The following is a 22,589-nucleotide window of genomic DNA, read 5'->3' as shown; positions in this document are numbered from 1 at the left end:
CAAAACGGCCCGGCGGCGCGGCGGCTCCGGCAGGATATCGCTCAGGCCTCGGCGGCGAGGTGCTTTTCGATCGCGTCGAGCGGCAGCTGCGCCAAATCCTTGTCGATTTCCGCTTCCACGATGGCGGCGACCGGCGCGGTGAGCTGGCGGCGCAGCACGCCCAGCGCCTTCGGCGGGGCGACCAGCACGAGATGCTTCATCGACTGCGCGTGCCGTACCCGGTCGAGTTCGGCGGCCACCCTGGCGATGAACTCGGCCTCGGCCCTCGCATGCCAGTCCGTCTCCTCCGTCGCGCTGCGCGCCGGGGCATCCGACTGGAACACGCGTCCCGGCCGATCGCTGCCGATATCCCGCGACGGCGGATGATGCTCGTGGAACACCTCGACGATCTTGAGATTGAGCAGGTCGGCGTCGCCTTCGTTGCGCAGGAGCAGGGCCTTCGAGCCGTCGCAGACCAGCACCCACCATTGCCACGCTATCCTGATGCCTGTCATCGTCCGATCCTCCCCGCCACGGCGGATATCGCCGGCCGGCTGTGTTTCGACTGGATAGCAGCCGCGACCCTCGCTAGCCTTGACGCAGGTCAACGGCGCCGAAGCCGGGCCGGGCCATCCAAGGTCACGCGCGATGCGCCAATCCAGCGAGGCAGACATGGACACCCCACACGAGCCTGGCCCCCATGATGTCGCCCTCCTCACGCCGGCCGAAATGGGAGAGGCGGACCGGCAGACCATGGCGAGCGGCATCGCCGGCCCGGTGCTGATGGAAGCCGCCGGCCGGGCGGTGGCGGAAGCCGTCTGGTCCCGCTGGCCGAAACGGCCGGTCGCCGTCCTGTGCGGCCCCGGCAACAATGGCGGCGACGGCTTCGTCGCCGCCCGCCATCTGGCGGCGGCGGGCTGGCCGGTGCGTCTGGCGCTGCTCGGCACCCGCGCGGCCCTCTCGGGCGACGCCGCGCATCATGCGGCGCTCTGGCAGGGCGATATCGAGCCGTTCGTGCCCGAATTCCTCGACGGGGCGGGCGTGGTCGTCGACGGCATCTTCGGCGCAGGGCTGGTGCGGCCCGTCGAGGGCGCGGCCGCCGGGATGATCGAGGCGCTGAAGGCGCGGAAGATACCGGTGTGCGCCATCGACGTGCCGAGCGGCCTGGACGGCGGCACCGGCGAGGTCCGCGGCGCCGCGGCGCCCGCCGAGGTGACCGTGACCTTCTTCCGCAAGAAGCCCGGGCATCTCCTGTTCCCCGGCCGGGCGCTGTGCGGCATGGTGATCCTGGCGGATATCGGCATTTCCGCGGCTGTGCTGCGGGGCATCGCGCCGAAGACTTTCGAGAACGGGCCGGCGCTGTGGATCGGCGGCTATCCCTGGCCGGCGCTCGAAGGGCATAAATACCAGCGCGGGCACGCCCTCGTCCTCGGCGGCGAGGACATGACCGGCGCGGCCCGGCTCGTGGCCCGCGGCGCCCTGCGCGCCGGCGCGGGCCTGGTGACCCTCGCCGCTCCCGAGCCGGTGTGGCCGATCTACGCGGCGGCGCTCACCAGCGTCATCGTGCGCCGCTTCGATGGCGTGGCGGAATTCGAGGCGCTGCTGTCGGACACCCGCAAGAACGCCATCGCCATCGGTCCCGGCGCCGGCGTGACGCAGGCGACACGGCATTGCGCCGCGGCGGCGCTCGCCACCGGACGTCCGGTGGTGCTGGATGCCGATGCCCTCACCGCCTTCGCGCAAACGCCGGACGCCCTCTTCGAGGCGGTGGCCGGGCCTTGCGTCCTCACGCCCCATGACGGCGAGTTCGCGCGCCTCTTCGGCTTGCACGGGGACAAGCTCCACCGGGCGCGCAGGGCCGCGGAAGTGAGCAATGCCGTGGTCGTGCTCAAGGGCCCCGACACCGTCATCGCGGCCCCCGACGGACGCGCGGCGATCAATGCGAACGCGCCGCCCGAGCTTGCGACCGGAGGAAGCGGCGACGTCCTCACCGGCTTCACCGTGGGCCTCCTCGCGCAGGGCCTCGATGCCTTCCACGCGGCGGCGGCGGCGGTCTGGCTGCACGGCGAGGCGGCGGCAGCCGCCGGCCCGGGCCTGATCGCGGAGGACCTGCCGGACCTCCTGCCCCCGGTGCTGCGGCGGCTCCGGCGCCTGCCGGCATAGCGCCAGCCATGTCGCTTTTGCATTCCCATGCCCTTTGCCGAACTGGTAGGTTCGCCGCAGTCGCGCCTTGAGCCGCCGGAGCTGGAATGACGGGATTTTCTTCGCTGTATAGCCACGAATTCGTTCGCATCGCCGCCTGCGTGCCGCGCGCTCGCGTCGGCGACCCTGCCTTCGCCGCCGAGGAGACCCTGCATCTCGCCGCTCTGGGAGACAGCGAGCGGACGGCGGTCATGCTGTTCCCCGAACTCGGCCTGTCGTCCTATGCGATCGACGACCTCCTCTTGCAGGATGCGCTGCTCGACGCCGTCGAGCGGGCGATCGGCCAGATCGCGGAAGCCTCGCACCAGCTCTTTCCGGTCATCGTCGTCGGCGCCCCGCTGCGCAGCGGCGGGCGCCTCTTCAACACCGCGGTCGTCATCCACAGGGGCGCGATTCTCGGGGTCGTCCCCAAAACCTACCTGCCGAATTATCGCGAATTCTATGAGCGCCGGCATTTCACCTCGGGTGCCGGCGTCGTGGGCCGGCAGGTGGCGGTCGCCGGGCGCGAAGTGCCGTTCGGCGTCGATCTCCTCTTCCGCTCGACCGGCTCGGCGCCCTTCACCTTCCATGTGGAGATCTGCGAGGACATCTGGGTGCCCCTGCCCCCGTCGACCCGTGCCGCCATGGCCGGCGCGGAAGTGCTCCTCAACCTTTCGGCCAGCAACATCACCATCGGCAAGGCCGAGACGCGGCGCCTGCTCTGCGCCAGCCATTCCGCGCGGGCGATCGCGGCCTATGCCTATTCGGCGGCCGGCCCGGGCGAGTCCACGACGGACCTCGCCTGGGACGGCCATGCCGCGATCTTCGAATATGGCGACAGGCTCGCCGAGACCACGCGCTTTCCGGTCGGCGCCGTGGTCGCCACCGCCGACATCGATCTCGGCCGCCTTCGCCAGGAGCGGATGCGCGTCAACACCTTCGGCGACTGCACCCGCGAGGAACTGGCCGGCGCCGTTCCCTTCCGGGTCGTGCCGTTCCAGCTGGATGCGCCGCCGGAAGCCGTGCCGCTGCGCCGCGCCATCGAACGCTTTCCCTTCGTGCCCTCCGATCCGCTGCGCCTGCGCGAGGATTGCTACGAGGCCTACAACATCCAGGTCCAGGGCCTGTCCAAGCGCCTCGCCGCGACCGGCCTGGAGCGTACCGTCATCGGCGTGTCGGGCGGGCTCGATTCGACGCAGGCCCTGATCGTCGCCGCCCGCGCCATGGACCTGCTCGGCCGCGACCGCCGCAATGTCCTCGCCTATACCCTCCCGGGCTTCGCCACCTCCGCCGAGACGAAGGCCAATGCCTGGGCGCTGATCCACGCGCTCGGCGTCACCGGCGAGGAGATCGACATCCGGCCGGCGGCCAAGCAGATGCTGGCCGATCTCGGCCATCCCTTCGCCCGCGGCGAAGCGGTCTATGACGTGACGTTCGAGAACGTGCAGGCCGGCCTGCGCACGGATTACCTGTTCCGCCTCGCCAACCAGAAGGGTGGCCTCGTCGTCGGCACCGGCGATCTGTCGGAGCTGGGCCTGGGCTGGTGCACCTATGGCGTCGGCGATCACATGTCGCATTACAACGTCAACGCCTCGGTGTCGAAGACGCTGATCCAGCATCTCATCCGCTTCGTGGCGGGCTCCGGCGACGTGACCGAGGACACGGCGCGCGTGCTCTACGCTATCCTGGCCACCGAAATCTCGCCGGAACTGGTGCCGGCGACGGAGGGCGCGGCGATCCAGTCGACGCAGCAGATCGTCGGGCCCTATGCCCTTCAGGACTTCAATCTCTTCTATCTCACGCGCTACGGCTACCGTCCCTCGAAGATCGCCTTCCTCGCCCATCATGCCTGGGCCGAAGCGGAACGCGGCGCGTGGCCGCACGACCTGCCGGCCGGAGACCGCCGCAGCTATTCGCTCGGTGAGATCCGGCACTGGCTCGCCATATTCCTCCGGCGCTTCTTCGCCAACCAGTTCAAGCGCTCGACACTGCCGAACGGACCCAAAATGTCCTCCGGCGGATCGCTGTCGCCGCGCGGCGACTGGCGGGCCCCCTCGGACGCAGAGGCCAAGGTCTGGCTCGAGGAGCTGATGGAAAACGTGCCGGAGGCCTGACGGATCGATGCCGAAGCCCGCAGCCCTGCTCAGGGGTTGCCGGCGAAGGCGGGATCGGCCTGGCCGGGGTTCGCGGCGATGCCCTGCCCGGCGTCCGGAAAGGGTCCGTCGGGGCGCATCGCCGGCTCCTGATTCGCGGTGGCGGGCCGATTGCCGCCGTCGCCGAACAGGCCGGGTGCGTCCATTGCCGGCGGACGGTCTGCGCTGCGGCCGGCGAGAAGCTGCATCCAGACATTGGCGATGCTCTGCTGCGTCTGCGACGCGACGATGCAATAGCCGCGCGGATCGATCGCGCACAGGACAGCGGCCGGATCGTTGCGGAGCTGCCGGACGACGTTGTCGATCACCTGCAGGCATGCGGCCAGTTGATCGGGCCCCTGCAGGCGGGCATAGCGCAGCATTTCCGCCGCCTGATGGGCCTCCACGCCGTTCTGCCCGATATTCGCGCCCTTCCGCCCGAGTTCGAAGAAGACGTTCGCCACCGGCAGCATCCCGCGTATCGCCATGTAGATGGCCCCGGCCTCGTCGACCGTGCAGGCGACGAGGTGCCTTGCGGCCTGCGGCACGGCTTCGGCGGCGGAGGGCAGGCCGAGAGACAATGCGATCTCCCGCTCGAGCCACTGGCGAACCTCCGGAGGAGACGAACGGATCTGTTCGGGCGTCAATGTAATTCCGACCATGATGTGACCTCTCGCAGTTCTGCGCCTGGAGACCATCAACGCCGGCAGCGCCTGCGCGGCGTTGATCTGTGTCAAGCCTTGCGGAGCCGGCCACGCCTTGCCGCCGCGGTCTGTCTATGGATGTATAGGGAACCGATGGCGTGAGTCGTCCCGGCATGCCGGTGCACGCCCCGTTCGGAGGTCCCATGCGCAACGCTTCCCTTTTCGATCTCGCCGGCCGGAAGGCGCTGGTCACCGGTGCTAGCCGCGGCATCGGCCGCAGCATCGCCGAGGCGTTGAGCGCCGCCGGCGCCGATGTCGCCGTCACCGCCCGCTCGCCGGCATCGCTGGAGGACACTGCCGCCTCCATCCGCGCGGCGGGAGGCATCGTTCATCCGGTGACGCTCGACGTCACCGACGTCGCCCGCTGCCGGGCAGCGACGGGGGAAGCGGCGGACCTCCTCGGCGGCCTCGACATCCTCGTCAACAATGCGGGCATGGAAGAGGTACGGCCGTCCCTCGACGTCGACGAGGCCCTGTGGGACAGGATCCTCGACACCAATCTCAAGGGTTCCTTCTTCTGCGCGCAGGCCGCCGCCCGACGGATGAGCGCCGACGGGAAGCCGGGCGTCATCATCAACCTGTGCTCTCTGACATCCGAGGTCGGCATTCCCACCGCGGTTCCCTACGGCTCCTCGAAGTCGGGCCTCCTCGGCATGACGCGCGCCCTGGCGGCCGAATGGGCCAGCCTCGGCATCCGCGTCAACGCCATCGTGCCCGGCTATTTCCGGACGGCGATGACCGAGATCTTCTACGACAGCGACGCCTGGCAGCAGGCGATGCTCGCCAGGATACCGCAGCGCCGCTTCGGCGACCTCGCGGACCTGCACGGCGTGGCGGTGTTCCTCGCCTCGGACGCCGCCGCCTACATCACCGGCCAGGCCATCCCGGTCGACGGCGGCTATCTCGCCTCGATCTGAGAGGCCCGTCAGAAAGCGCTTGGCACCCTCTTGTACACGCTTGTATATACTTTATTGCTTTCAGGCTGCCCGACCGGAGACGGCATGACGATCGCCACCGACGATGGATCGCGTGGGAGCCCGCGCCGTTCCATCGGCCTCCATCGAGCCGCCGCTCCCCCGCCGTCTTGCAAATGGCCGTGTGCCAAGGGAAGGAATTTCCATGTCTGACATCAGCTTCCACGACTTGTCGGCTCTCGGCCCGGATCAGCGGGCCGCTCTCCTGAAGCGTGCCGAGGCGGATCTGTCGGTCTTCGTCGAGAAGGTCCGTCCGATCATCGAGGCCGTCCGCACGGAGGGCGACGCCGCCCTCGCCCGCTTCGCGCGGGAACTCGACAAGGCCGCCGTGTCGGAAGACAGCCTCCAGGTCACGCCGGCCGAGTTCGACGCGGCGTTCGCCTCCGTCGAGAAGGATGTCGTCGAGGCGATCAAGTTCGGCATCACCAATATTCGCTCCTTCCACGAGGAGCAGAAGCCCGAGCCTATGTGGCTCAAGGAGATACGGCCCGGCGCCTATGCGGGCGACCGCTACACGCCGATCTCCTCGGTGGCGCTCTACATTCCCCGCGGCAAGGGCGCGTTCCCCTCGGTGACGATGATGACTTCGGTGCCGGCCGTGATCGCCGGCGTGCCGCAGATCGCCATCGTGACGCCGCCGACGCCGGACGGCTCGGTGGATGCGGCGACCCTGGTCGCCGCACGCCTCGCCGGCGTCGAGACGGTCTATAAATGCGGCGGCGCCCAGGCGGTGGCGGCGATCGCCTATGGCACGCGGACGGTGAGGCCCGCGGTCAAGATCGTCGGGCCCGGCAGCCCGTGGGTGGTCGCCGCCAAGAGCCTGCTCTCGTCGGTCATCGACACCGGCCTGCCGGCCGGCCCGTCGGAGGCGATCATCTTCGCCGACGACAGCGTCGACGGCGCCCTGGCAGCGCTCGACGTGCTGATCGAAGCGGAGCATGGGCCGGATTCCTCCGCCTATATCGTCACGCACAGCCGCAAGGTCGCCGAAGCCGCGCGCGCCGCCATCCCCGAGCACTGGTCGCGCATGACCGAGCAGCGCGTCGAATTCTCCCGCGCGGTGTTGACCGGAAAGCGCGGCGGCATCGTCCTCACCGCATCGGTGGAGGAGAGCTACCGCTTCATCAATGATTACGCGCCCGAACATCTCGAAATCCTGTCGAAGGAACCCTTCGCCCATCTCGGCCACATCACCGAGGCCGCCGAGATCCTGATGGGACCGCATACGCCGGTGACGCTCGCCAATTTCGTCCTCGGCCCCAATGCCGTGCTGCCGACCAGCCGCTGGGCCCGCACTTACGGGCCGCTCTCGGTAACCGATTTCCTCAAGCGGTCGTCGGTCGGCTACGTCACCTCGGCAGCCTATCCGGAACTCGCGGGCCATGCCCGGACGCTGGCACGCTACGAGGGCTTCAGTTCGCATGAGAACGCCATTTCGGAAATCCGGGACCGCTATCTCGGCGCCTGAGGGAGCAGCAACATGAAGGCCGTACGTCTCCACGGACCCGGCGACCTCAGGGTGGAGGAGATTGCCGCACCGGGCGCGCCGGAGCCGGGCTGGGTGACGATCGCGGTCGAGGCCGCCGGCATCTGCGGTTCCGATCTCCACAATTTCCGTACCGGCCAATGGATCAGCCGCTCGCCGTCGACGGCGGGCCACGAACTGGCGGGCCTGGTGACGGCGCTCGGCGCAGGCGTCGATGGGTTCTCGGTCGGCGACCGGGTCGTGGCCGACTCGCGGTTCTGGTGCGGGGAATGCGAGCGCTGCCGCGCCGGGCGGCGCCATCTCTGCCTCTCGCTCGGTTTCGTCGGCGAGGTCTGCGACGGCGGTTTCGCGGAAGCGTGCGTGCTGCCGGCGCGGCTGCTGCATGCCGTCGATCCCTCGGTCGATGCCCGTATCGCGGCGATGGCCGAGCCGCTGGCCGTGGCGTTGCATGCGGTGCGGCGCCTGCCGAAGACCGGGGGCTTCGTGCTCGTCGCCGGCTGCGGGCCGATCGGCGGGCTCGTCGCCCTGCTGCTCTCCCGGAGCTTCGACGGGACCGTGCTGGTGGCCGACCGCAACCAGGCCCGACGGGCCCTGGTCGCCCGCGTCACCGGTGCGAGGCCGGTCGAGCTCGAACGCGATGCCCTCGCCGCGGCGACCGGCGGAGCGCCGGTATTCGCCGCCGTCGAGGCGACGGGAAGCGTCGCCGTTCTCGGCGAAATGCTCGATATCGTCGAGCCCGGCGGCGCGATCGCCCTGGTCGGCATTTTCCATGGCCGGCTCGACCTCGATCCCAATCGCCTGGTCGAGCGGGAAATCGCCGTCCTGGGATGCCACGCCTTCGAGGACGAGCTTGCCGAGGCCGTGGCGGGGCTCGGCGAGCTGAGCGCTTCGCTGTCCGAACTGGTCGATCGCGAGATCGGCCTCGACGAGGTGCCCGCCGCCTATGACAGGCTCCTGGCCGGAGAGGCGACCGGCCTGAAGACCATCATCCGCATGCCGCGCGCCGTCGGCGCGTGACGCTGGAAAGGACCCGACGATGGCGATGCTGCCCGAAACGGCCAGCCCTCTCTACGAGAAGGTGAAGGACTATATCCTCACCAATATCGGCGCGGGCCGCTGGAACAAGGACCGCAAGCTGCCATCGGAGAACGAGCTGGTCGCCTCGCTGGGCGTGTCGCGCATGACCGTCCATCGCGCCCTGAGGGAATTGACCTCTGCCGGCCTCCTGATCCGCATCCAGGGCGTGGGCACGTTCATCGCACCGCCGAAGCCGCAATCGGCCCTTATCGAGATCAACAACATCGCGGCGGAGATCGCCGCGCGCGGCAATCGCCATCGGTCCGAGGTACTCGCGCTCGAGGCGATCAGGCCGACGAAGGAGATCATGCTTTCCTTCGAATTCGCCGGGCGCACGTCGATCTACCATTCCATCGTCGTCCATTTCGAGAACGACGTGCCTGTCCAGCTCGAGGAGCGTTTCGTCAACCCCGCCCTCGTCCCCGACTACGACAAGCAGGACTTCGCGCGGATGGCGACCTATGACTACCTGATGCAGAAGACCCCGGCGACCGAGGTCGAGCACATCATCTCCGCCGTTCCCGCCGACGCCGCGACCGCGGCGCGCCTCGCCGTCGAGGTCGGCAGCTGCTGCCTGCTGCTGCACCGGCGCACCTGGACAGGCACGACGGTTGCCACGCTCAGCAGGCTGACCTATGCCGGCAGCCGCTATTCGCTCGGCAGCCGCTACTCACCCCAGAAGAACGGATGAAGCCTCGGAGCGGCCTTTCCGGATCAGTCGATCCGGAACGAGGAGGCTGCGACGGCGGACGGGAAAAGAACGATGGAACTCATCAATGTCGAAGATGCCCGCCAAGCCGCACGCCGGCGGCTGCCGCGCATCTTCTTCGACTATATCGACGGCGGCGCCTTCGGCGAGGCGACGCTCCGCGCCAACCGGGCCGACTTCGATCGCTGGCGCCTCGTGCAGCGCGTCCTCGTCAATCCCGCCAGCCGGGACCTGGCGACGACCTATCTCGGCTCTCGCCATCCCCTGCCCTTCATGCTCGGCCCGGTCGGCTTCCTCGGCCTCTATGCGGGCCGGGGCGAGCAGCAGGCGACGCAGGCCGCCCATGCCGCCGGGGTGCCGCTCTGCCTGTCGAGCTTCTCGATCGCCTCCATCGCCGAGTTGCGTCGGGAGACGGCGGGGCCGCTGATGTTCCAGCTCTACATCCTCAAGGATCGCTCCTTCTGCGAGGAATTGCTGGCGGAGGCCGAGAGGGCCGGCGTGGACACCCTGTTCCTGACCGTGGACACCGCCATCACCTCGGTGCGGGAACGGGACGTGCGCAACGGCTTCCGCTCGCTGACGAAGCTCAGCCCCGGCCTTCTCGCCCAGTTCCTCGCCCGCCCCTCCTGGTTCCTCGACCTCATGCGCAACGGTGCGCCGCAGGTGCGGGCCGTCAGCCACAAGCCCGAATTCGGCAGGGGCGTGCTGGCCCAGGCCGCCGCCCTGTCGAGCCGGATCGACCAAACCCTGTCGTGGCAGGACGTCGCCTGGCTGCGCGGGCGCTGGAAAGGCCGCCTCGTCATCAAGGGCATCCTCGCGGCGGCGGACGCCCTGCGCGCACGGGACGAGGGCGCCGACGGCATCGTCGTCTCCAATCACGGCGGACGCCAGCTCGACTGCGCCTCCTCGACCATCGGGGTGCTCCCGGAGATCGCCGCGGCGCTCGACGGCAGCCTGGAGATCCTGATCGACGGCGGCTTCCGCCGGGGCTCCGACATCGTCAAGGCGCTGGCGCTCGGAGCGTCCGGCGTCCTGCTCGGCCGCGCCTATGCCTTCGCACTGGCTGCGGCGGGCACGGCGGGCGTCTCGCGCATCATCGAGGCCCTGGCCCGGGAGACCGACATCACGCTGGCGCTGATGGGCCTCGCCTCCGTCGACGAACTCAGGGCGAAGGGCGCCGCCGTGCTCCGCCCGGCCTGATGGTTGTATAGGCATGTATAGATTTTGATCTTGACACGCGCGCTCGCCGACATTGAGATGCCGCTGTACTTTCACGAAAGGCGCGGGCAAGACGCCGGGGCGGGCGAGAGCAGGCGCCCCGCCTTTTCATCGGACCGGGCGCTCCGGCGCAAGCTCCGGCCATCAAGGGGATCAAGGACGATGCGAAATCTCTCAGGACAGTTCCGGGCGCTTCTGGTGGCCGCCGCTCTCGGCGTGGCCGCCGCCGGGCCGGCTGCGCATGCCGCCGATGCCGCCATTCCGGCGACGCCCGAGGCGGGCTCGTTCAAGCTCGGCATCGAGCCCTGGCTCGGCTACGGCCAATGGCACGTCGCCCAGGCCAAGGGCATGTTCAAGGCGAACGGCCTCGCCGACGTGCAGATCGTCAATTTCTCGGAGGACAAGGACCTCGGCGCCGCGCTCGCCAGCGGCCAGCTCGATGCCGCCAACGTCGCCACCCACACGGCGATGGGCATGGTCGCTGCCGGCCTGCCGATCAAGATCGTGATGATGCTCGACGTCAGCATGACGGCCGACGCCATGATCGCCGGCAAGGGCATCACCTCGATCAAGGACATCAAGGGCAAGCAGGTCGCCTTCGAGGAAGGCACGACCAGCGACATCCTGCTGAAATATGCGCTCGCCAGGAACGGCATGTCGGTAGCCGACATCGAGCCGGTGCCGATGCCGGCCGCCGATGCCGGCAGCGCGCTGATCGCCGGCCGCGTGCCGGTCGCGGTGACCTATGAGCCCTATCTCACCACCGCCAAGGCGCAGAACAAGGATGTCACCTCGATCTTCACCGCCAGCGAGGATCCGGGCCTCATCAGCGACGTCCTCGTCGTGCGGGACGAAGTGATCAAGGCGCGTCCCGGCCAGGTCCTCGCCATGGTCAAGGCCTGGGATGCGGCGCTGGCGGCCTATAACGCCAACACGCCGGACGGCCGCGCCATCATCTCCAAGGCTGTCGGCTCCAGCGTCGAGGATCTCAACACCGCCTTCGACGGCGTGCGCTATTATTCGCTCGCCGAGAACAAGAAGGCGCTGACCGGCGACTTCGCCACCAAGACCTTCGCCGACGTCGAGGCGGCCGCCAAGAACGCCAAGCTCCTCCAGGCCGACGTGACGGCCGAGCAGATGATCGACCCCGACTTCGTCAAGGCGGCGCAGTGAGGCATGTGGCTCGCCGTTGCGGCATGAGGCCGAGGAGAACCCGGTAACATGAGTTCTTCCCGCTCCGCATCGGAGCCGCTGCTCCGGCCGGCACCGCGCCGTCGCCGCTCCTCGGGGATCGGCGTGCCGATTGCCCGGTCCCGCTTCCTGACGATCGCCGTGGCCATGTTCGCCGGCCTCGGCCTTGCCTGGTGGGCGGCGACCGCCTTCGGGCTGGTGGCGCCGATCTTCCTGCCGTCGCCCGGCGGCGTGGCGGCCCAGCTCGCCAAGCTGGCGGCCGACGGCACGCTGTGGACCGATCTCGGCATCTCGATCTACCGCATCTGCGTCGGCTTTCTCATCGCCTCGGCGCTGGCGATTCCCATCGGCGTGCTGATCGGCAGCTTCGGCGCCTGGGAGGCGGCGATCGAGCCGCTGGTGGATTTCATCCGCTACATGCCCGTCGTCGCCTTCGTGCCGTTGTCCATCCTGTGGGCCGGCACCGGCGACAGCCAGAAATTCCTGATCATCTTCATCGGCACCTTCTTCCAGCAGGTGCTGATGATCATGGACAATGTGAAGCGTGTGCCGAGGGACTTCATCGGCCTGGGCCGGACGCTGGGCCTGCCGGACCGCAAGATCCTGACGCGCATCGTGGTGCCGAGCGCCCTGCCCGGCATCTGGGACACGCTGCGCATCAGCCTCGGCTGGGCCTGGACCTGGCTGGTGCTGGCCGAACTCGTCGCCGCGACCTCCGGCCTCGGCTATCGCATCACCGTGTCCCAGCGCTATTTCCAGACCAACACCATCATCGGCTACATCCTGCTGCTCGGCGTGCTCGGCCTCATCACCGACCAGGTGATGAAGGCGCTCGAAAAGATGCTGTTCCGCCAGGACGGCCGTTCGGAGTGAGACAGGCCCGATGACGATTCCCAAATTGCACATCGGCGGCCTCCACAAGAGTTTCGGCTCGGGAGAACGGCGCACGGAAGTGCTCAGGGCCATCGATCTCGACCTCGCCGACAATGAATTCGTCTCGCTGGTCGGCACGTCCGGCTGCGGCAAGAGCACGCTTTTGTCCATCGTCGCCGGCCTCCAGGATTTCGACGCCGGGGACCTTTCCATCGACGGCGCCCCGATCCTCGCCCCGGGCCTCGACCGCGGCGTCGTCTTCCAGTCCTACACGCTGCTTCCGTGGCTGACCGCCCAGCAGAACATCGAATTCGCCCTCAAGGCCGCCGGGCACGGCCGTGCCGACTGCCGCCGCATCGCGCGCGAGCATCTCGAGCTGGTCAAGTTGCCGCATGCGGCGGACCGCTATCCCTCCGAGCTCTCGGGCGGCATGAAGCAGCGCGTCGCCATCGCCCGCGCCCTGTCCTACCGCCCCAAGATGCTGCTGATGGACGAGCCCTTCGGCGCGCTGGATGCCCTGACGCGCCACCAGATGCAGGAATTGCTGACCCAGATCTGGGAGGAGCACAAGCTCACCGTCCTCTTCGTCACCCATGACGTCGAGGAGGCCGTCTATCTTTCAGACCGTATCGTGGTGATGGGGATCGGCCCCGGCCGCATCATGCAGACCTTCGACGTCGATATTCCGCGGCCGCGGCGCGAGGAGGTGATGGAAACGCCCGCCTTCATGGATCTGCAGCGCGGCGTCCACAAGGCGATCCGCGAGGCTTCGCGCCGGCCGGCGACGGCCTGACCATCGCCGCGCCGATGCCTGGCGCCGGCCCCGGCCCCGGCCATGCGAGGATCCTTCGGTTTCCGCCCGATCCCCGAGGAACCATCGGCCGGCCCGCGCGTCTTTGCGACATGCATGTCCTCCCCCACGACTTGACGGCCCGGATCGTTGACGTCTCCGGGCTTTTTCTTTGCGAGCGGCATCGGCGGGTGAAGGCGGGATCGAGGCATCCTCCCTCGGCGGAAGAAGAGATTTGCTCCTTGCGGGAGACGGAAAATTGCCGTCATGATCGGGACAAGTAGATTCGATAATCGCATCTGCGCGGAACCGCCCCGCCGTCGCGAGGGTTCAGCGCAAATAGTGCTCGGCGAGAGTACCCTCGTCATTCGGAGACCCTGTCGATGCGTGGAATAATTTCCCTGCTGGTGATCGTCTATCTGGTCGGCGTGGGCGTCGCCCTTGCTCCCACCGTGCAGTCCAAATGGAACAACTCGACCGCCTCCGACCTGACCGCAAGCGTCGTGCAGGCGCTGCCCGATGCGCTCGCCTGGCCCGCGCGCGCCTTCCGGACCATCACCAACCGCCAATGAGGCTGGCCGGCCACCTTCGTCCGGCCGGATAGCGGATAGGGCCGGCGCGCATGCATCGGCCATGGCGTGCGCCGTGACGCCGGGCAGGCTCGCCCGGCGATATCATGCCTTTCTCTGGCCGGCCCTCGTGGCAGGCTTACGCCAGTTCGAAATTCTCCTCGACGGCGCGCGCGAGGCGGGCGGCTTCCCGGCGCACGCCCGGCAGGCTGCGATAGATGGCGACGTAATCTTCCGCCATGCGCCCGACCGTGAAGCGTTGCTCGAAGCGCCCGCGAACGCCGGCCCGGTCGAGTTCGCCGATACGGCCGACGCGCGCGGCCGCTTCCTCGATGGTGTCGACGATGAAGCCGGACACGCCGTCGTCGATGACTTCCGGCACCGAGCCGTAATTGAAGGCGATCACGGGCGTGCCGCACGCCATCGCCTCGATCATCACCAGGCCGAAAGGCTCGGGCCAGTCGATCGGAAAGAGCAGCGCACGGGCATTGCCGAGGAAGGCCGCCTTCTGGTGCTCGTTGATCTCGCCGATGAACTCGACATTCGGATGAGCGGCGACCATGGGAGCGACGACCTCCTCCCAATAGGGCTGGTCGGCCTTGTCGATCTTCGCCGCCATCTTGAGCGGCATGCCGGCGAGGCTCGCGATCCGGATGGCGCGGTCCGGGCCCTTTTCAGGCGAGATGCGGCCGAGGAAGGCGAGATAGTCGCCCTGGGGGTTCGCGGAGAATGGCAGCGTATCGGAGGGCAGGCCGTGCAGGACGGTCCCGGCCCAGGTCACCGCCGGCATCGGCGTGCGCTGGGCGTCGGAGATCGACACCAGCGGAACATGGCGGAAGGCGGTGTAGAAGGGGGGAAGGTCGGAGGAATCGAGGCGCAGATGCAGCGTGGTCACGGTGCGGTCGGCAAAGTCCCGGATGAGAGGGAAATGCAGCAGGTCGGTGTGGAAATGCAGCACGTCGAAATCATCCGCCCGCCGGCGCACTTCGTCGAGCATGATCAGGTGGGAGGGAATGGGATCCTTCACCGACGCGTCGAGACGCAGCGCCTGCTCGGAGCAACGCACCAGTTGCGCGCTCGTCATCGAATCGCCGCTCGCGAACAGCGTGACCTCGTGCCCCTGGCGGACGAGTTCCTCCGTCAGGTAGGAGACGATCCGTTCGGTCCCTCCGTAGAGCCTCGGCGGGCAGCGCTCGGCGAGGGGAGCGATCTGGGCTATTTTCACAGGTAATCCTCTTGGGAATGAAGCATCGACAACGAAACGCCACCGCGATGCGCCCGCGACGAAACCGTCTGAAAACGCATGACAGATGAAGAGCCCATCTCACTGCGCGCTGTCACAGGCGAGCGAACGGCAGGCTTTCAGCGCATGGTGCGGGCGCCCATGCAGCTGGCGGCGATGCATGCAGATCCTCGAGGGGCAGGACATGATGTGACGAGCTGCCACCGGTTGATTGGCAGAAGCGCAAGCAAGCTAGAGAACAGTTTTTCGGCGATCAAGGGGGTGAAATCGATATTTTGGCGCTCAAACGGCATCGCCGCCGCAAAGAGTGAATTTCCGATTGCGGACGGGCGCCGATCGCGGGAAACAGGGTGGCAGATCCGGAGCGCGGACATCGCGACATCCCTGCATGTCTCGATGTCCGCGCTTTGAATCGGCACGCGCGCAGATGGATGCGGACGGCATGTCCGTGCTCCCGCAAGCCGTCCCAGGACGAGGACCGACATGGCCGAAGACGATAAACGCGACGACTGGCGCAAGCTCGCCGAGCGGGAACTCAAGGCCTCGCCCGACACCCTGGTCTGGCACACGCCCGAAGGCATCGACATCAAGCCGGTCTACACCGAAGCGGATCTGGAGGATGCCGGCCATCTCGGCACGCTTCCCGGCCTGAAGCCCTTCGTGCGCGGCCCGCGCGCCACCATGTATGCCGGACGGCCCTGGACGATCCGCCAATATGCGGGCTTCTCCACGGCGGAGGATTCCAACGCCTTCTACCGCAAGGCGCTTGCCGCCGGGCAGAAGGGCCTGTCCGTCGCCTTCGATCTCGCCACCCATCGCGGCTATGACAGCGACCACCCCCGCGTCGTCGGCGATGTCGGCAAGGCCGGCGTCGCCATCGATTCGGTCGAGGACATGAAGATCCTCTTCGAAGACATCCCCCTGGCGGAGATGTCGGTCTCCATGACCATGAACGGCGCGGTGATCCCGATCCTCGCCGGCTTCATCGTCGCCGGCGAGGAGCAGGGCGTGCCGCGGGCCAAGCTCTCGGGTACCATCCAGAACGACATCCTCAAGGAGTTCATGGTCCGCAACACCTATATCTACCCGCCCGAACCTTCGATGCGCATCGTCGCCGACATCATCGACTATACGGCGCGGGAGATGCCGAAGTTCAATTCGATCTCGATCTCCGGCTACCACATGCAGGAGGCCGGAGCGACGCTGGTGCAGGAGCTCGCCTTCACCCTCGCCGACGGGCGGGAATATGTCCGGGCCGCCATCCGCAAGGGGCTCGACGTCGACGCCTTCGCCGGGCGGCTCTCCTTCTTCTTCGCCATCGGCATGAACTTCTTCATGGAGGCGGCCAAGCTGCGCGCGGCACGCCTCCTGTGGTCGCGCATCATGGAGGAATTCCAGCCGCGCAAGGCCGAATCGCTGATGCTGCGCACGCATTGCCAGACGTCCGGCGTGTCGCTGCAGGAACAGGACCCCTACAACAACATCGTGCGCACCGCCTATGAGGCGCTCGCGGCCACCCTGGGCGGCACGCAGTCGCTGCACACCAATTCGTTCGACGAGGCGATCGCCCTGCCGACGGAGTTCTCGGCCCGCATCGCGCGCAATACGCAGCTCATCCTGCAGCACGAGACCGGCGTCACCCGCGTGGTCGACCCGCTGGCGGGCTCCTATTATGTCGAAAGCCTCACGAGCCAGCTGGCCGACAAGGCGTGGGCGCTGATCGAGGAGGTCGAAGCCAGGGGCGGCATGACGCAGGCCGTCGCCAGCGGCTGGCCCAAGCGCCTGATCGAGGAGGCGGCGACGCGCCGGCAGGCGGCGGTGGACAAGGGCGAGGAGGTCATCGTCGGCGTCAACAGATACCGCCTCGAGCAGGAGGATGCGATCGGCATCCTGGAGATCGACAACAGCGCGGTGCGGCAGGCGCAGATCGAGCGGATCGACCGGACCAGGCGCCTGCGCGATCCCGGCGCGGTCGCGGCCACCCTCGCCGCGCTGGAAACTGTCGCCCGTACCGGAACGGGCAACATCCTGGAAGCGGCGGTGGCGGCGGCCCGCGCCCGCGCGACCGTCGGCGAGATCTCGGACGCGATGCGGCGGGCCTTCGGCGACCACACCGCGACACCCGAAGTGGTGCACGACGTCTACGGCCGCTCCTATGCGGACGAGCCGGAATACCGCATGCTGGTGTCCCGCCTCGGGGATTTCGCCGCCACGCTGGGCCGGCGGCCGAGGATCATGGTGGCCAAGCTCGGCCAGGACGGCCATGACCGCGGCGCCAAGATCATCGCCTCGGCCTTCGGCGACATCGGCTTCGAGGTGCTGGTCGGTCCCTTGTTCCAGACGCCCGCGGAAGCGGCCGACCAGGCCATCGCCGCCAAGGTCGACGTCGTCGGCGTCTCCTCCCTCGCCGCGGGGCACAAGACGCTTCTGCCGCAGCTCGTCGACGCCTTGAAGGAGAAGGGCGCGGCACATGTCCTGGTGATCTGCGGCGGCGTGGTGCCGCGGCAGGACTACGAGTTCCTCCTCGATCACGGCGTCGCGGCGGTCTTCGGCCCCGGCACGCCGGTGCTCGACGCCGCCCGCGCCGTGCTCGACCTCCTGGAAGGCCGCCCCCGCAACCAGTGAGCTGGCGCCCCCTTATCCCCCGAGCCTCGCGCGGCATGCGAGCACCGGCGGCGCCAGGAGGCCCGAAGCCTCCGGCCCGTCCGGCTGGTAGGGCGTGCCGGCGTAGAACTCGTTGGCGGCGGTGCTGAAGACCTCGATGCCGAGGACGTTGGGCCCGGCCGTGAGGAGGCCGCGCGGGATGGGATAGCGATAGGGCGCATAAGCGCGGCGCCCGAGGAAGACGCCGTTCAGCGTCACGGCGGCGCCCGCGCGCAGGGCGGGCAGGTTCAGCTCCCACGCCGCATCGTGCGGGACCGGTCCGGCCCCGGTATCGCCGAGGGTGAAGGCGCAGGCATAGAGGCCGACGCCCGACAGGGTCGGGAAGCCCTGGCGTTCCCAGCCGCGATCGACCTCGACCGGCACGGGCTCGGCGTCGTCGAAGCGCAGCGTCCAGTTCTCCTTCAGCGCGACCGCGAAGCCGTCGCCCGGCGCTGCGTCTCCCGCCGGTGCCGCCGCCGTCACCGAGGGCGGCCGCCCCCTGCCCTTCTCGATGCGCAGGCAGAGAAGCTCGTTCTGCTCCATTGCGAAGGTGAGCGCGCGCGTGCCGCCGGCACCGCCCTCGAGCGGAACGGCTTCGATCGTCCCGGCTGCCGGGTTCCAGCGGCTGACGGCGCAGGCGCCGTCCGGCAGCGTGACCGAAACCCGCCGCTCGCAAGCCTGGTCGTTGAAGGCGGCCACGCGCCAGCCGCTCTCCTCCGCGCCGGCCCATCGCCACAAGGGAAGCGCATCCGTAACAGCGATGTCGGGAGAGACGGAGGCCGCCGCGCGGAACGCGGCGAGCCAGCCTGCGCCGGGAACGGTCGCCTCCTCGCCCGCGAAACCCGGCGGAAGCGGCAGGCCGCGCTCGGCTCCGGCCTCCCGGCTCTCCGCCAGGCGGTTCGGGACAGGCCGGGCGAATGTCAACTGCCCGCCGCCGGCGGCGAAAGCCGCGAGGGCCGCCAGCGTGGCCGCATCCGGCAGCACGGCCGCGCCGGGCAGGATGATGTGCCGGTAGGCGCCCGACCGCAGGCGAAGCCCGCCCTCCTCGATCACGCCGCCGGCAAGCGCGCGGTCGTCGACGACGTCGAAGCCGATGCCCTCTTCCGACAGGAAGCGCGCCCAGGCGCCGAACAGGGTGTTGCAGGGGTGCCCGCCGCCCTCGGCCCAGATCGTGCTGAGCGGATAGACCAGCGCCACCGTCCGCAGCGGCGCGGCATCCTCCATGAACGCCGAAAGACGGGCGCTCTCGGCCGCAAAATCCGCGAACAGGGGAAACCATGGCTCGAAATTGATGCCCGGCGGGAAATCGAAGCGCGGATTGGAGAAGGGCTCGCTGTCCCCATCGCTTCCGCTCGTCTGGTAGAAGGCGTGGAACAGGAACTGCCTCGCGCCGAAGAGGTGGTGGCGCAGCGCCTGGGCGCGGATTTCTTCGAGCGTCAGCCCCCACAGGCCCGCGGCGAAGGGCACCCTGGGGTCGCGCGCCGCCGAATATTGCTCGACGATGCAGCGCGAACGGCCGCTGGCGCGCGCCACCGAATCCCCCATCCGGGCGCTGATCTGCGGCCCGTAATTCGAGGCGTCCACCGTGGTGTGGGTGCGGAAGGCCTCGACGCCGAAATAATCGACGCCGAGCGTCGTGCGGCTGTCGAGCGAGGGAAAGCCGTCCGCCAGTCCCCAGCCGCCGACATGGGCGAGGAGTTCGTGGCCGGCGAGGCCGAGCCCGTGCTGCCGCGTCCAGGCCGACAGCGCGCCGAGGAACGTCTGGTGCAGCATGCCGTTGTAGAGCGCGAAATAGGCGGCGCGCAGCCCTGTCGTCGCCGGGCCTATCGGCCGGATCAGGCTCAGCAGGACGACGCCGTAGGGCACGCCGAGCCCGGCCGCTGCCGCGACGAGGCGGTCGGCGTGGAGCAGGCTGTTGCCGAGATCGCCCGCATGCTGCTTCCAGCGGTAGAAGCCGCAATAGGGATGGTCGAAGAACATGTATTTGACGGGATCGCCGAAGAAGTCGCCGATCGCGGCGCGATACGGCTCGTAGCCCACCTCGATGAATCGCCGCGCCGTCTCCGGCAGCAGATAATTGACCAGCCGCGACGTCCGGCAGCGGGCCGACACGAAGACGGCGACATGCCAGTCCGGCGGCACTTCCGCCATGTCGGCGAGGATCTCGCAACCCTCGTCGCCGGTCGCGAGAAAGCGGGCGGTGACCTCGCGGACCACCGCGGGATCGGCGATATCGGGCGGATAGGCGACTGCCGAGACGATGCGCCATTCGTCCCAGGCGACGCGGCCCTCCTCGTAGCACCATGCCATGCCGGCCCGTCCCAGCCCCTCCATGAAGAAGGAGACGATGCCGCCGACGCTTGCCCGGCCGTCCGCGCCGGTCACCTCGGTCCAGAACAGATGGCGCTCGCGCAGCGCGTCATGTCCGGCGACCGTCCGGCCACCGGCATGGCCTGACATCCAGCTGTAGTCGTCATAGATGCCGACCTCGATGCCGAGGCGCTTCGCCTCGCCGACCGCGAAGCGATAGGCGTCGAGATGGTCCTCGCCGAGATAGAGCTCGCGCGGAAAAGCGAGCCTCGCCTGGATCAGCACGGTGCGGAACCCGGCATCGAGCATCGCGCCCAGCTGCGCCGCGATCACCGCGCGCGACGGGATATTGTGCCAGAACCAATAGGTCGAAGGCCAGAATGCCGTGGAAGGAGACGCAAACCACGCCGGCGCGGGCTCGGATGGGACGAGAACTGGAAGCCTCGGGGCGACGATATCCTGCATGTCTTTCCTCCCGATGCCTCCCCCTCAATGGTGTTTGCGATCAACGGTCAAGGCAACGCCGGTGCGCCCGCATATAAGGCGCCGTCACCGATGCGGCCACCAGCGAAAGCGTGGCGAGCCGCCCGGGATCATTGTCACGCGGTGTCGGTGAGGACGACGAGGCGGAGCGGCGGGCTCCGCAGGATTTCGTCGCGGATGAGGCGTTACCGCGTCTTGATCGCCGACATCGTGCCGGCCCGCGCCGCCGCAGGTTGGGCGAGCAAACCGATCTTCGATTCGACGAGGTCGGCCAGCCTGCCGGGCGTCATCCCGAAATGCGCCAGCGCGCCGGGCACGCTCTTTTCCATCCAGGCGACGGCCTGCGCGATCACCGCCGACCTGGTGTCGATCGTGAGGCTATTGGCGGTGGCACCGAGGCGGGACAGCGCCATGTTCACGCCGGTCATCGCCGCGCTGTGGAGCGCTTCGCGGTGCGCCTGGTCGATCTTCACGCCGGTCCAGCGCTGGAGGGCCGACGCTGCCCAGGCGATCAGCGCCGTGACGAGCGCGCCGAGGCCCGACACGAGATAGGGCTCGACGATCTGGAACAGCGGGCCGGCCGAGACGGTGGTGTCCGGCCCGGCGGCGAGGGAGGCGAGCGATGCCGTGATCATGCCGCGGCTCCGTCGTCATCGAGGGCGTTCTGCAGCTTGGCGCGCAGGGCGCTCTCCTTGGCCTGGAGGGCCGCCCAGTCTTCGGCCGTCGGGTCCTTCCCGTTCATCACCGACGACACGATGTTGACGATGAAGGGCGTGACGTCCTCGCCCGCCTTGACGATGAGCGGGATGAGGGCCGAAGCGGCCTGGAGGAATTCGAGAATTGCGGGGGACATGGGAGCCTCACTTGTAAAGGGCGATGGCGGTTTCGGCGTTGGAGATCGCCAGCTGCGCCGCCTGGAACAGCGCGCTGGCGTCCAGCTTCGGATTGGCGATCACGAAGGCCTGCAGGTCGTCGAGCGCCTTCTGGGCGACCTTGTCGACCTTCTGGAGTTGCCGGATGACGCTCGCTTCGGAGCACGGCGCCGTGGTCGTGAAATGCGCATCGGCAGCGCAGCGCGGCAGCTGCGCGTAGTTGGCGGCCGGCGCCAGGAAGGCCGCGTCATAGCCGTTGCGCAGCGTGTAGACGGCCTTGGGCGAGATGTTGTTCGTGGTGCCGGCGGCGATGCCGCCGACGATCGAGCAGCCGCCGAGCGGCAGAGCGAGCGCGAGCAGCGCCAGCCCGAGAAGACGGGAGAGCATGGGGGATATCTCTGTTTCGGGGATTTGCCCGGAGCCGCCGGGCGCGGGTTTCGATCAGCCGATCATCGCCAGGGCGGCCGCCTGCACCGACGCCATGCGGTTCGACCAGCCGCGGCCGAAGGTCAGCCACTGCTTGAGGCGGCGCAGGAAGCCGAGACGCTGGGCGCAGAGACGCTCGATCAGCGCGGCGCGGTCGTTGATGCCGGCGACGGCGCCCAGGGTGACGAGCCCGATATGCCCGTCGACGGGCGAGGCCGGCAGCGCGCGCTGCAGCCATTTCACACCCTGCACCGGCCCGCTGTTCACGGCCGCATCGAACACGGCATAGTCGATGCCCGGCGGCAGCTCGTCGCCACGGATCGCATCCCAGTATTGGTCGCGGTAGATCGCCGTGACGTCGGCCATGCCGATGCTGCGCACCGACTGCCGCAGCTGGTTCCTGCGGGCGCGCCAGCCGTCGTAAACCGCCTGCGTGATGCCGAAATTCGTCGCCCCGCCCGGATCGCGCGGGTTGTTGACGTAGCCGCCCTCGGATTTCAGGACGAGCGAAAGCGCGCGCTGGAAATTCTCTGCGCTCATGGGAGCCTCAATAAAAAAGCCGCCCGAAGGCGGCGACAAGGTGACGGGGCGAAAGGCGTCAGGCGGCGGACGGCCAATGGCCAGCGGCAACCGCGCCGCATCTACCTTGCCGGACAGGAGAGGGCTGTCGGACAGGAGAGGGCTGGGCGTAGCGACGCGACTGGTGCTATAGAGGCGGGCAAGTGATGC

General features: G+C 68.6%; 21 protein-coding genes. 13 read left to right on the top strand and 8 right to left on the bottom strand.

Annotated features, from left to right (window positions below; translation table 11 throughout):
• Positions 1-41: 41 nt before the first annotated feature.
• Positions 42-494, bottom strand: a complete 453-nt coding sequence (locus tag J3R73_RS04655; protein WP_307423017.1) for a host attachment protein — start codon at positions 492-494, stop codon at positions 42-44.
• Between the two features lie 157 nt (positions 495-651).
• Between J3R73_RS04655 and J3R73_RS04650 the strand changes: the two genes are divergently transcribed.
• Together J3R73_RS04650 and J3R73_RS04645 are read left to right on the top strand one after the other, a co-directional pair.
• On the top strand, positions 652-2,142 hold the full coding sequence (locus J3R73_RS04650; protein WP_307423014.1) for an NAD(P)H-hydrate dehydratase: 1,491 nt from the start codon (positions 652-654) through the stop codon (positions 2,140-2,142).
• 86 nt (positions 2,143-2,228) lie between these two features.
• A complete protein-coding gene (locus J3R73_RS04645; RefSeq protein WP_307423011.1) occupies positions 2,229-4,274 on the top strand; it encodes an NAD(+) synthase in 2,046 nt (681 codons plus the stop codon).
• Positions 4,275-4,303: 29 nt separating this feature from the next.
• Here J3R73_RS04645 and J3R73_RS04640 read toward each other — a convergent pair whose 3' ends face one another.
• Positions 4,304-4,954, bottom strand: a complete 651-nt coding sequence (locus J3R73_RS04640) for a hypothetical protein (RefSeq protein ID WP_307423008.1) — start codon at positions 4,952-4,954, stop codon at positions 4,304-4,306.
• Positions 4,955-5,139: 185 nt separating this feature from the next.
• On the opposite strand from J3R73_RS04640, the gene J3R73_RS04635 reads away from it, so the two are divergent.
• The 9 genes from J3R73_RS04635 (at position 5,140) to J3R73_RS04595 (ending at position 13,886) form a co-directional block, all read left to right on the top strand.
• Positions 5,140-5,913, top strand: a complete 774-nt coding sequence (locus tag J3R73_RS04635; protein ID WP_307423005.1) for an SDR family NAD(P)-dependent oxidoreductase — start codon at positions 5,140-5,142, stop codon at positions 5,911-5,913.
• 202 nt (positions 5,914-6,115) lie between these two features.
• The gene (gene hisD / locus J3R73_RS04630; RefSeq protein ID WP_307423003.1) at positions 6,116-7,438 is read left to right on the top strand and encodes a histidinol dehydrogenase; all 1,323 of its coding nucleotides are present in this window, start codon (positions 6,116-6,118) and stop codon (positions 7,436-7,438) included.
• Between the two features lie 12 nt (positions 7,439-7,450).
• Positions 7,451-8,473 carry a zinc-dependent alcohol dehydrogenase gene (locus J3R73_RS04625; RefSeq protein ID WP_307423000.1) on the top strand — a complete coding sequence of 341 codons (1,023 nt, stop codon included), beginning with the start codon at positions 7,451-7,453 and terminating at the stop codon, positions 8,471-8,473.
• 19 nt (positions 8,474-8,492) lie between these two features.
• Positions 8,493-9,224: a histidine utilization transcriptional repressor HutC gene (hutC, locus tag J3R73_RS04620; RefSeq protein ID WP_307422998.1), complete on the top strand. Its 732-nt coding sequence runs from the start codon at positions 8,493-8,495 to the stop codon at positions 9,222-9,224.
• Between the two features lie 72 nt (positions 9,225-9,296).
• Positions 9,297-10,442: an alpha-hydroxy acid oxidase gene (locus J3R73_RS04615; RefSeq protein WP_307422995.1), complete on the top strand. Its 1,146-nt coding sequence runs from the start codon at positions 9,297-9,299 to the stop codon at positions 10,440-10,442.
• Between the two features lie 180 nt (positions 10,443-10,622).
• Positions 10,623-11,633 carry an ABC transporter substrate-binding protein gene (locus J3R73_RS04610; protein ID WP_307422992.1) on the top strand — a complete coding sequence of 337 codons (1,011 nt, stop codon included), beginning with the start codon at positions 10,623-10,625 and terminating at the stop codon, positions 11,631-11,633.
• A 48-nt stretch (positions 11,634-11,681) separates the two neighbouring features.
• Positions 11,682-12,524, top strand: coding sequence for an ABC transporter permease (locus J3R73_RS04605; RefSeq protein ID WP_370879842.1), 843 nt, complete (start codon positions 11,682-11,684; stop codon positions 12,522-12,524).
• A 10-nt stretch (positions 12,525-12,534) separates the two neighbouring features.
• A complete protein-coding gene (locus J3R73_RS04600) occupies positions 12,535-13,317 on the top strand; it encodes an ABC transporter ATP-binding protein (RefSeq protein ID WP_307422989.1) in 783 nt (260 codons plus the stop codon).
• Positions 13,318-13,697: 380 nt separating this feature from the next.
• Entirely contained in the window at positions 13,698-13,886 is a 189-nt protein-coding gene (locus J3R73_RS04595) for a hypothetical protein (RefSeq protein WP_307422987.1), read from the top strand.
• Between the two features lie 136 nt (positions 13,887-14,022).
• Here the strand turns inward: J3R73_RS04595 and J3R73_RS04590 are convergent, their stop codons facing one another.
• Positions 14,023-15,108 (bottom strand): glycosyltransferase family 4 protein, encoded by a 1,086-nt coding sequence (locus tag J3R73_RS04590; RefSeq protein WP_307422983.1) that lies wholly within the window; start codon positions 15,106-15,108, stop codon positions 14,023-14,025.
• Between the two features lie 78 nt (positions 15,109-15,186).
• On the opposite strand from J3R73_RS04590, the gene J3R73_RS04585 reads away from it, so the two are divergent.
• Together J3R73_RS04585 and scpA are read left to right on the top strand one after the other, a co-directional pair.
• Positions 15,187-15,537: a hypothetical protein gene (locus tag J3R73_RS04585; RefSeq protein ID WP_307422981.1), complete on the top strand. Its 351-nt coding sequence runs from the start codon at positions 15,187-15,189 to the stop codon at positions 15,535-15,537.
• Positions 15,538-15,609: 72 nt separating this feature from the next.
• The gene (gene scpA / locus J3R73_RS04580) at positions 15,610-17,751 is read left to right on the top strand and encodes a methylmalonyl-CoA mutase (protein WP_307422978.1); all 2,142 of its coding nucleotides are present in this window, start codon (positions 15,610-15,612) and stop codon (positions 17,749-17,751) included.
• Between the two features lie 12 nt (positions 17,752-17,763).
• On the opposite strand, the gene J3R73_RS04575 is transcribed toward scpA, so the two are convergent.
• The 5 genes from J3R73_RS04575 to J3R73_RS04555 form a co-directional block, all read right to left on the bottom strand.
• Positions 17,764-20,544: a carbohydrate-binding protein gene (locus J3R73_RS04575; protein WP_307422977.1), complete on the bottom strand. Its 2,781-nt coding sequence runs from the start codon at positions 20,542-20,544 to the stop codon at positions 17,764-17,766.
• Positions 20,545-20,747: 203 nt separating this feature from the next.
• Complete coding sequence (locus J3R73_RS04570) at positions 20,748-21,197, bottom strand: hypothetical protein (RefSeq protein WP_307422975.1); 450 nt, start codon at positions 21,195-21,197, stop codon at positions 20,748-20,750.
• On the bottom strand, positions 21,194-21,415 hold the full coding sequence (locus tag J3R73_RS04565) for a hypothetical protein (RefSeq protein WP_307422973.1): 222 nt from the start codon (positions 21,413-21,415) through the stop codon (positions 21,194-21,196). Before J3R73_RS04565 ends, J3R73_RS04570 begins: the two co-directional genes overlap by 4 nt.
• Positions 21,416-21,422: 7 nt before the next feature.
• On the bottom strand, positions 21,423-21,821 hold the full coding sequence (locus J3R73_RS04560) for a hypothetical protein (protein WP_307422971.1): 399 nt from the start codon (positions 21,819-21,821) through the stop codon (positions 21,423-21,425).
• Positions 21,822-21,875: 54 nt separating this feature from the next.
• Entirely contained in the window at positions 21,876-22,400 is a 525-nt protein-coding gene (locus tag J3R73_RS04555) for a glycoside hydrolase family 108 protein (protein ID WP_307422968.1), read from the bottom strand.
• Between the last annotated feature and the right edge of the window lie 189 nt (positions 22,401-22,589).

The sequence above is a fragment of the Labrys monachus genome (assembly GCF_030814655.1).
Lineage (GTDB): Bacteria > Pseudomonadota > Alphaproteobacteria > Rhizobiales > Labraceae > Labrys > Labrys monacha.
Note: the sequence above shows the minus strand (reverse complement) of the source record. Positions and strands in the feature narration are given on the sequence as shown.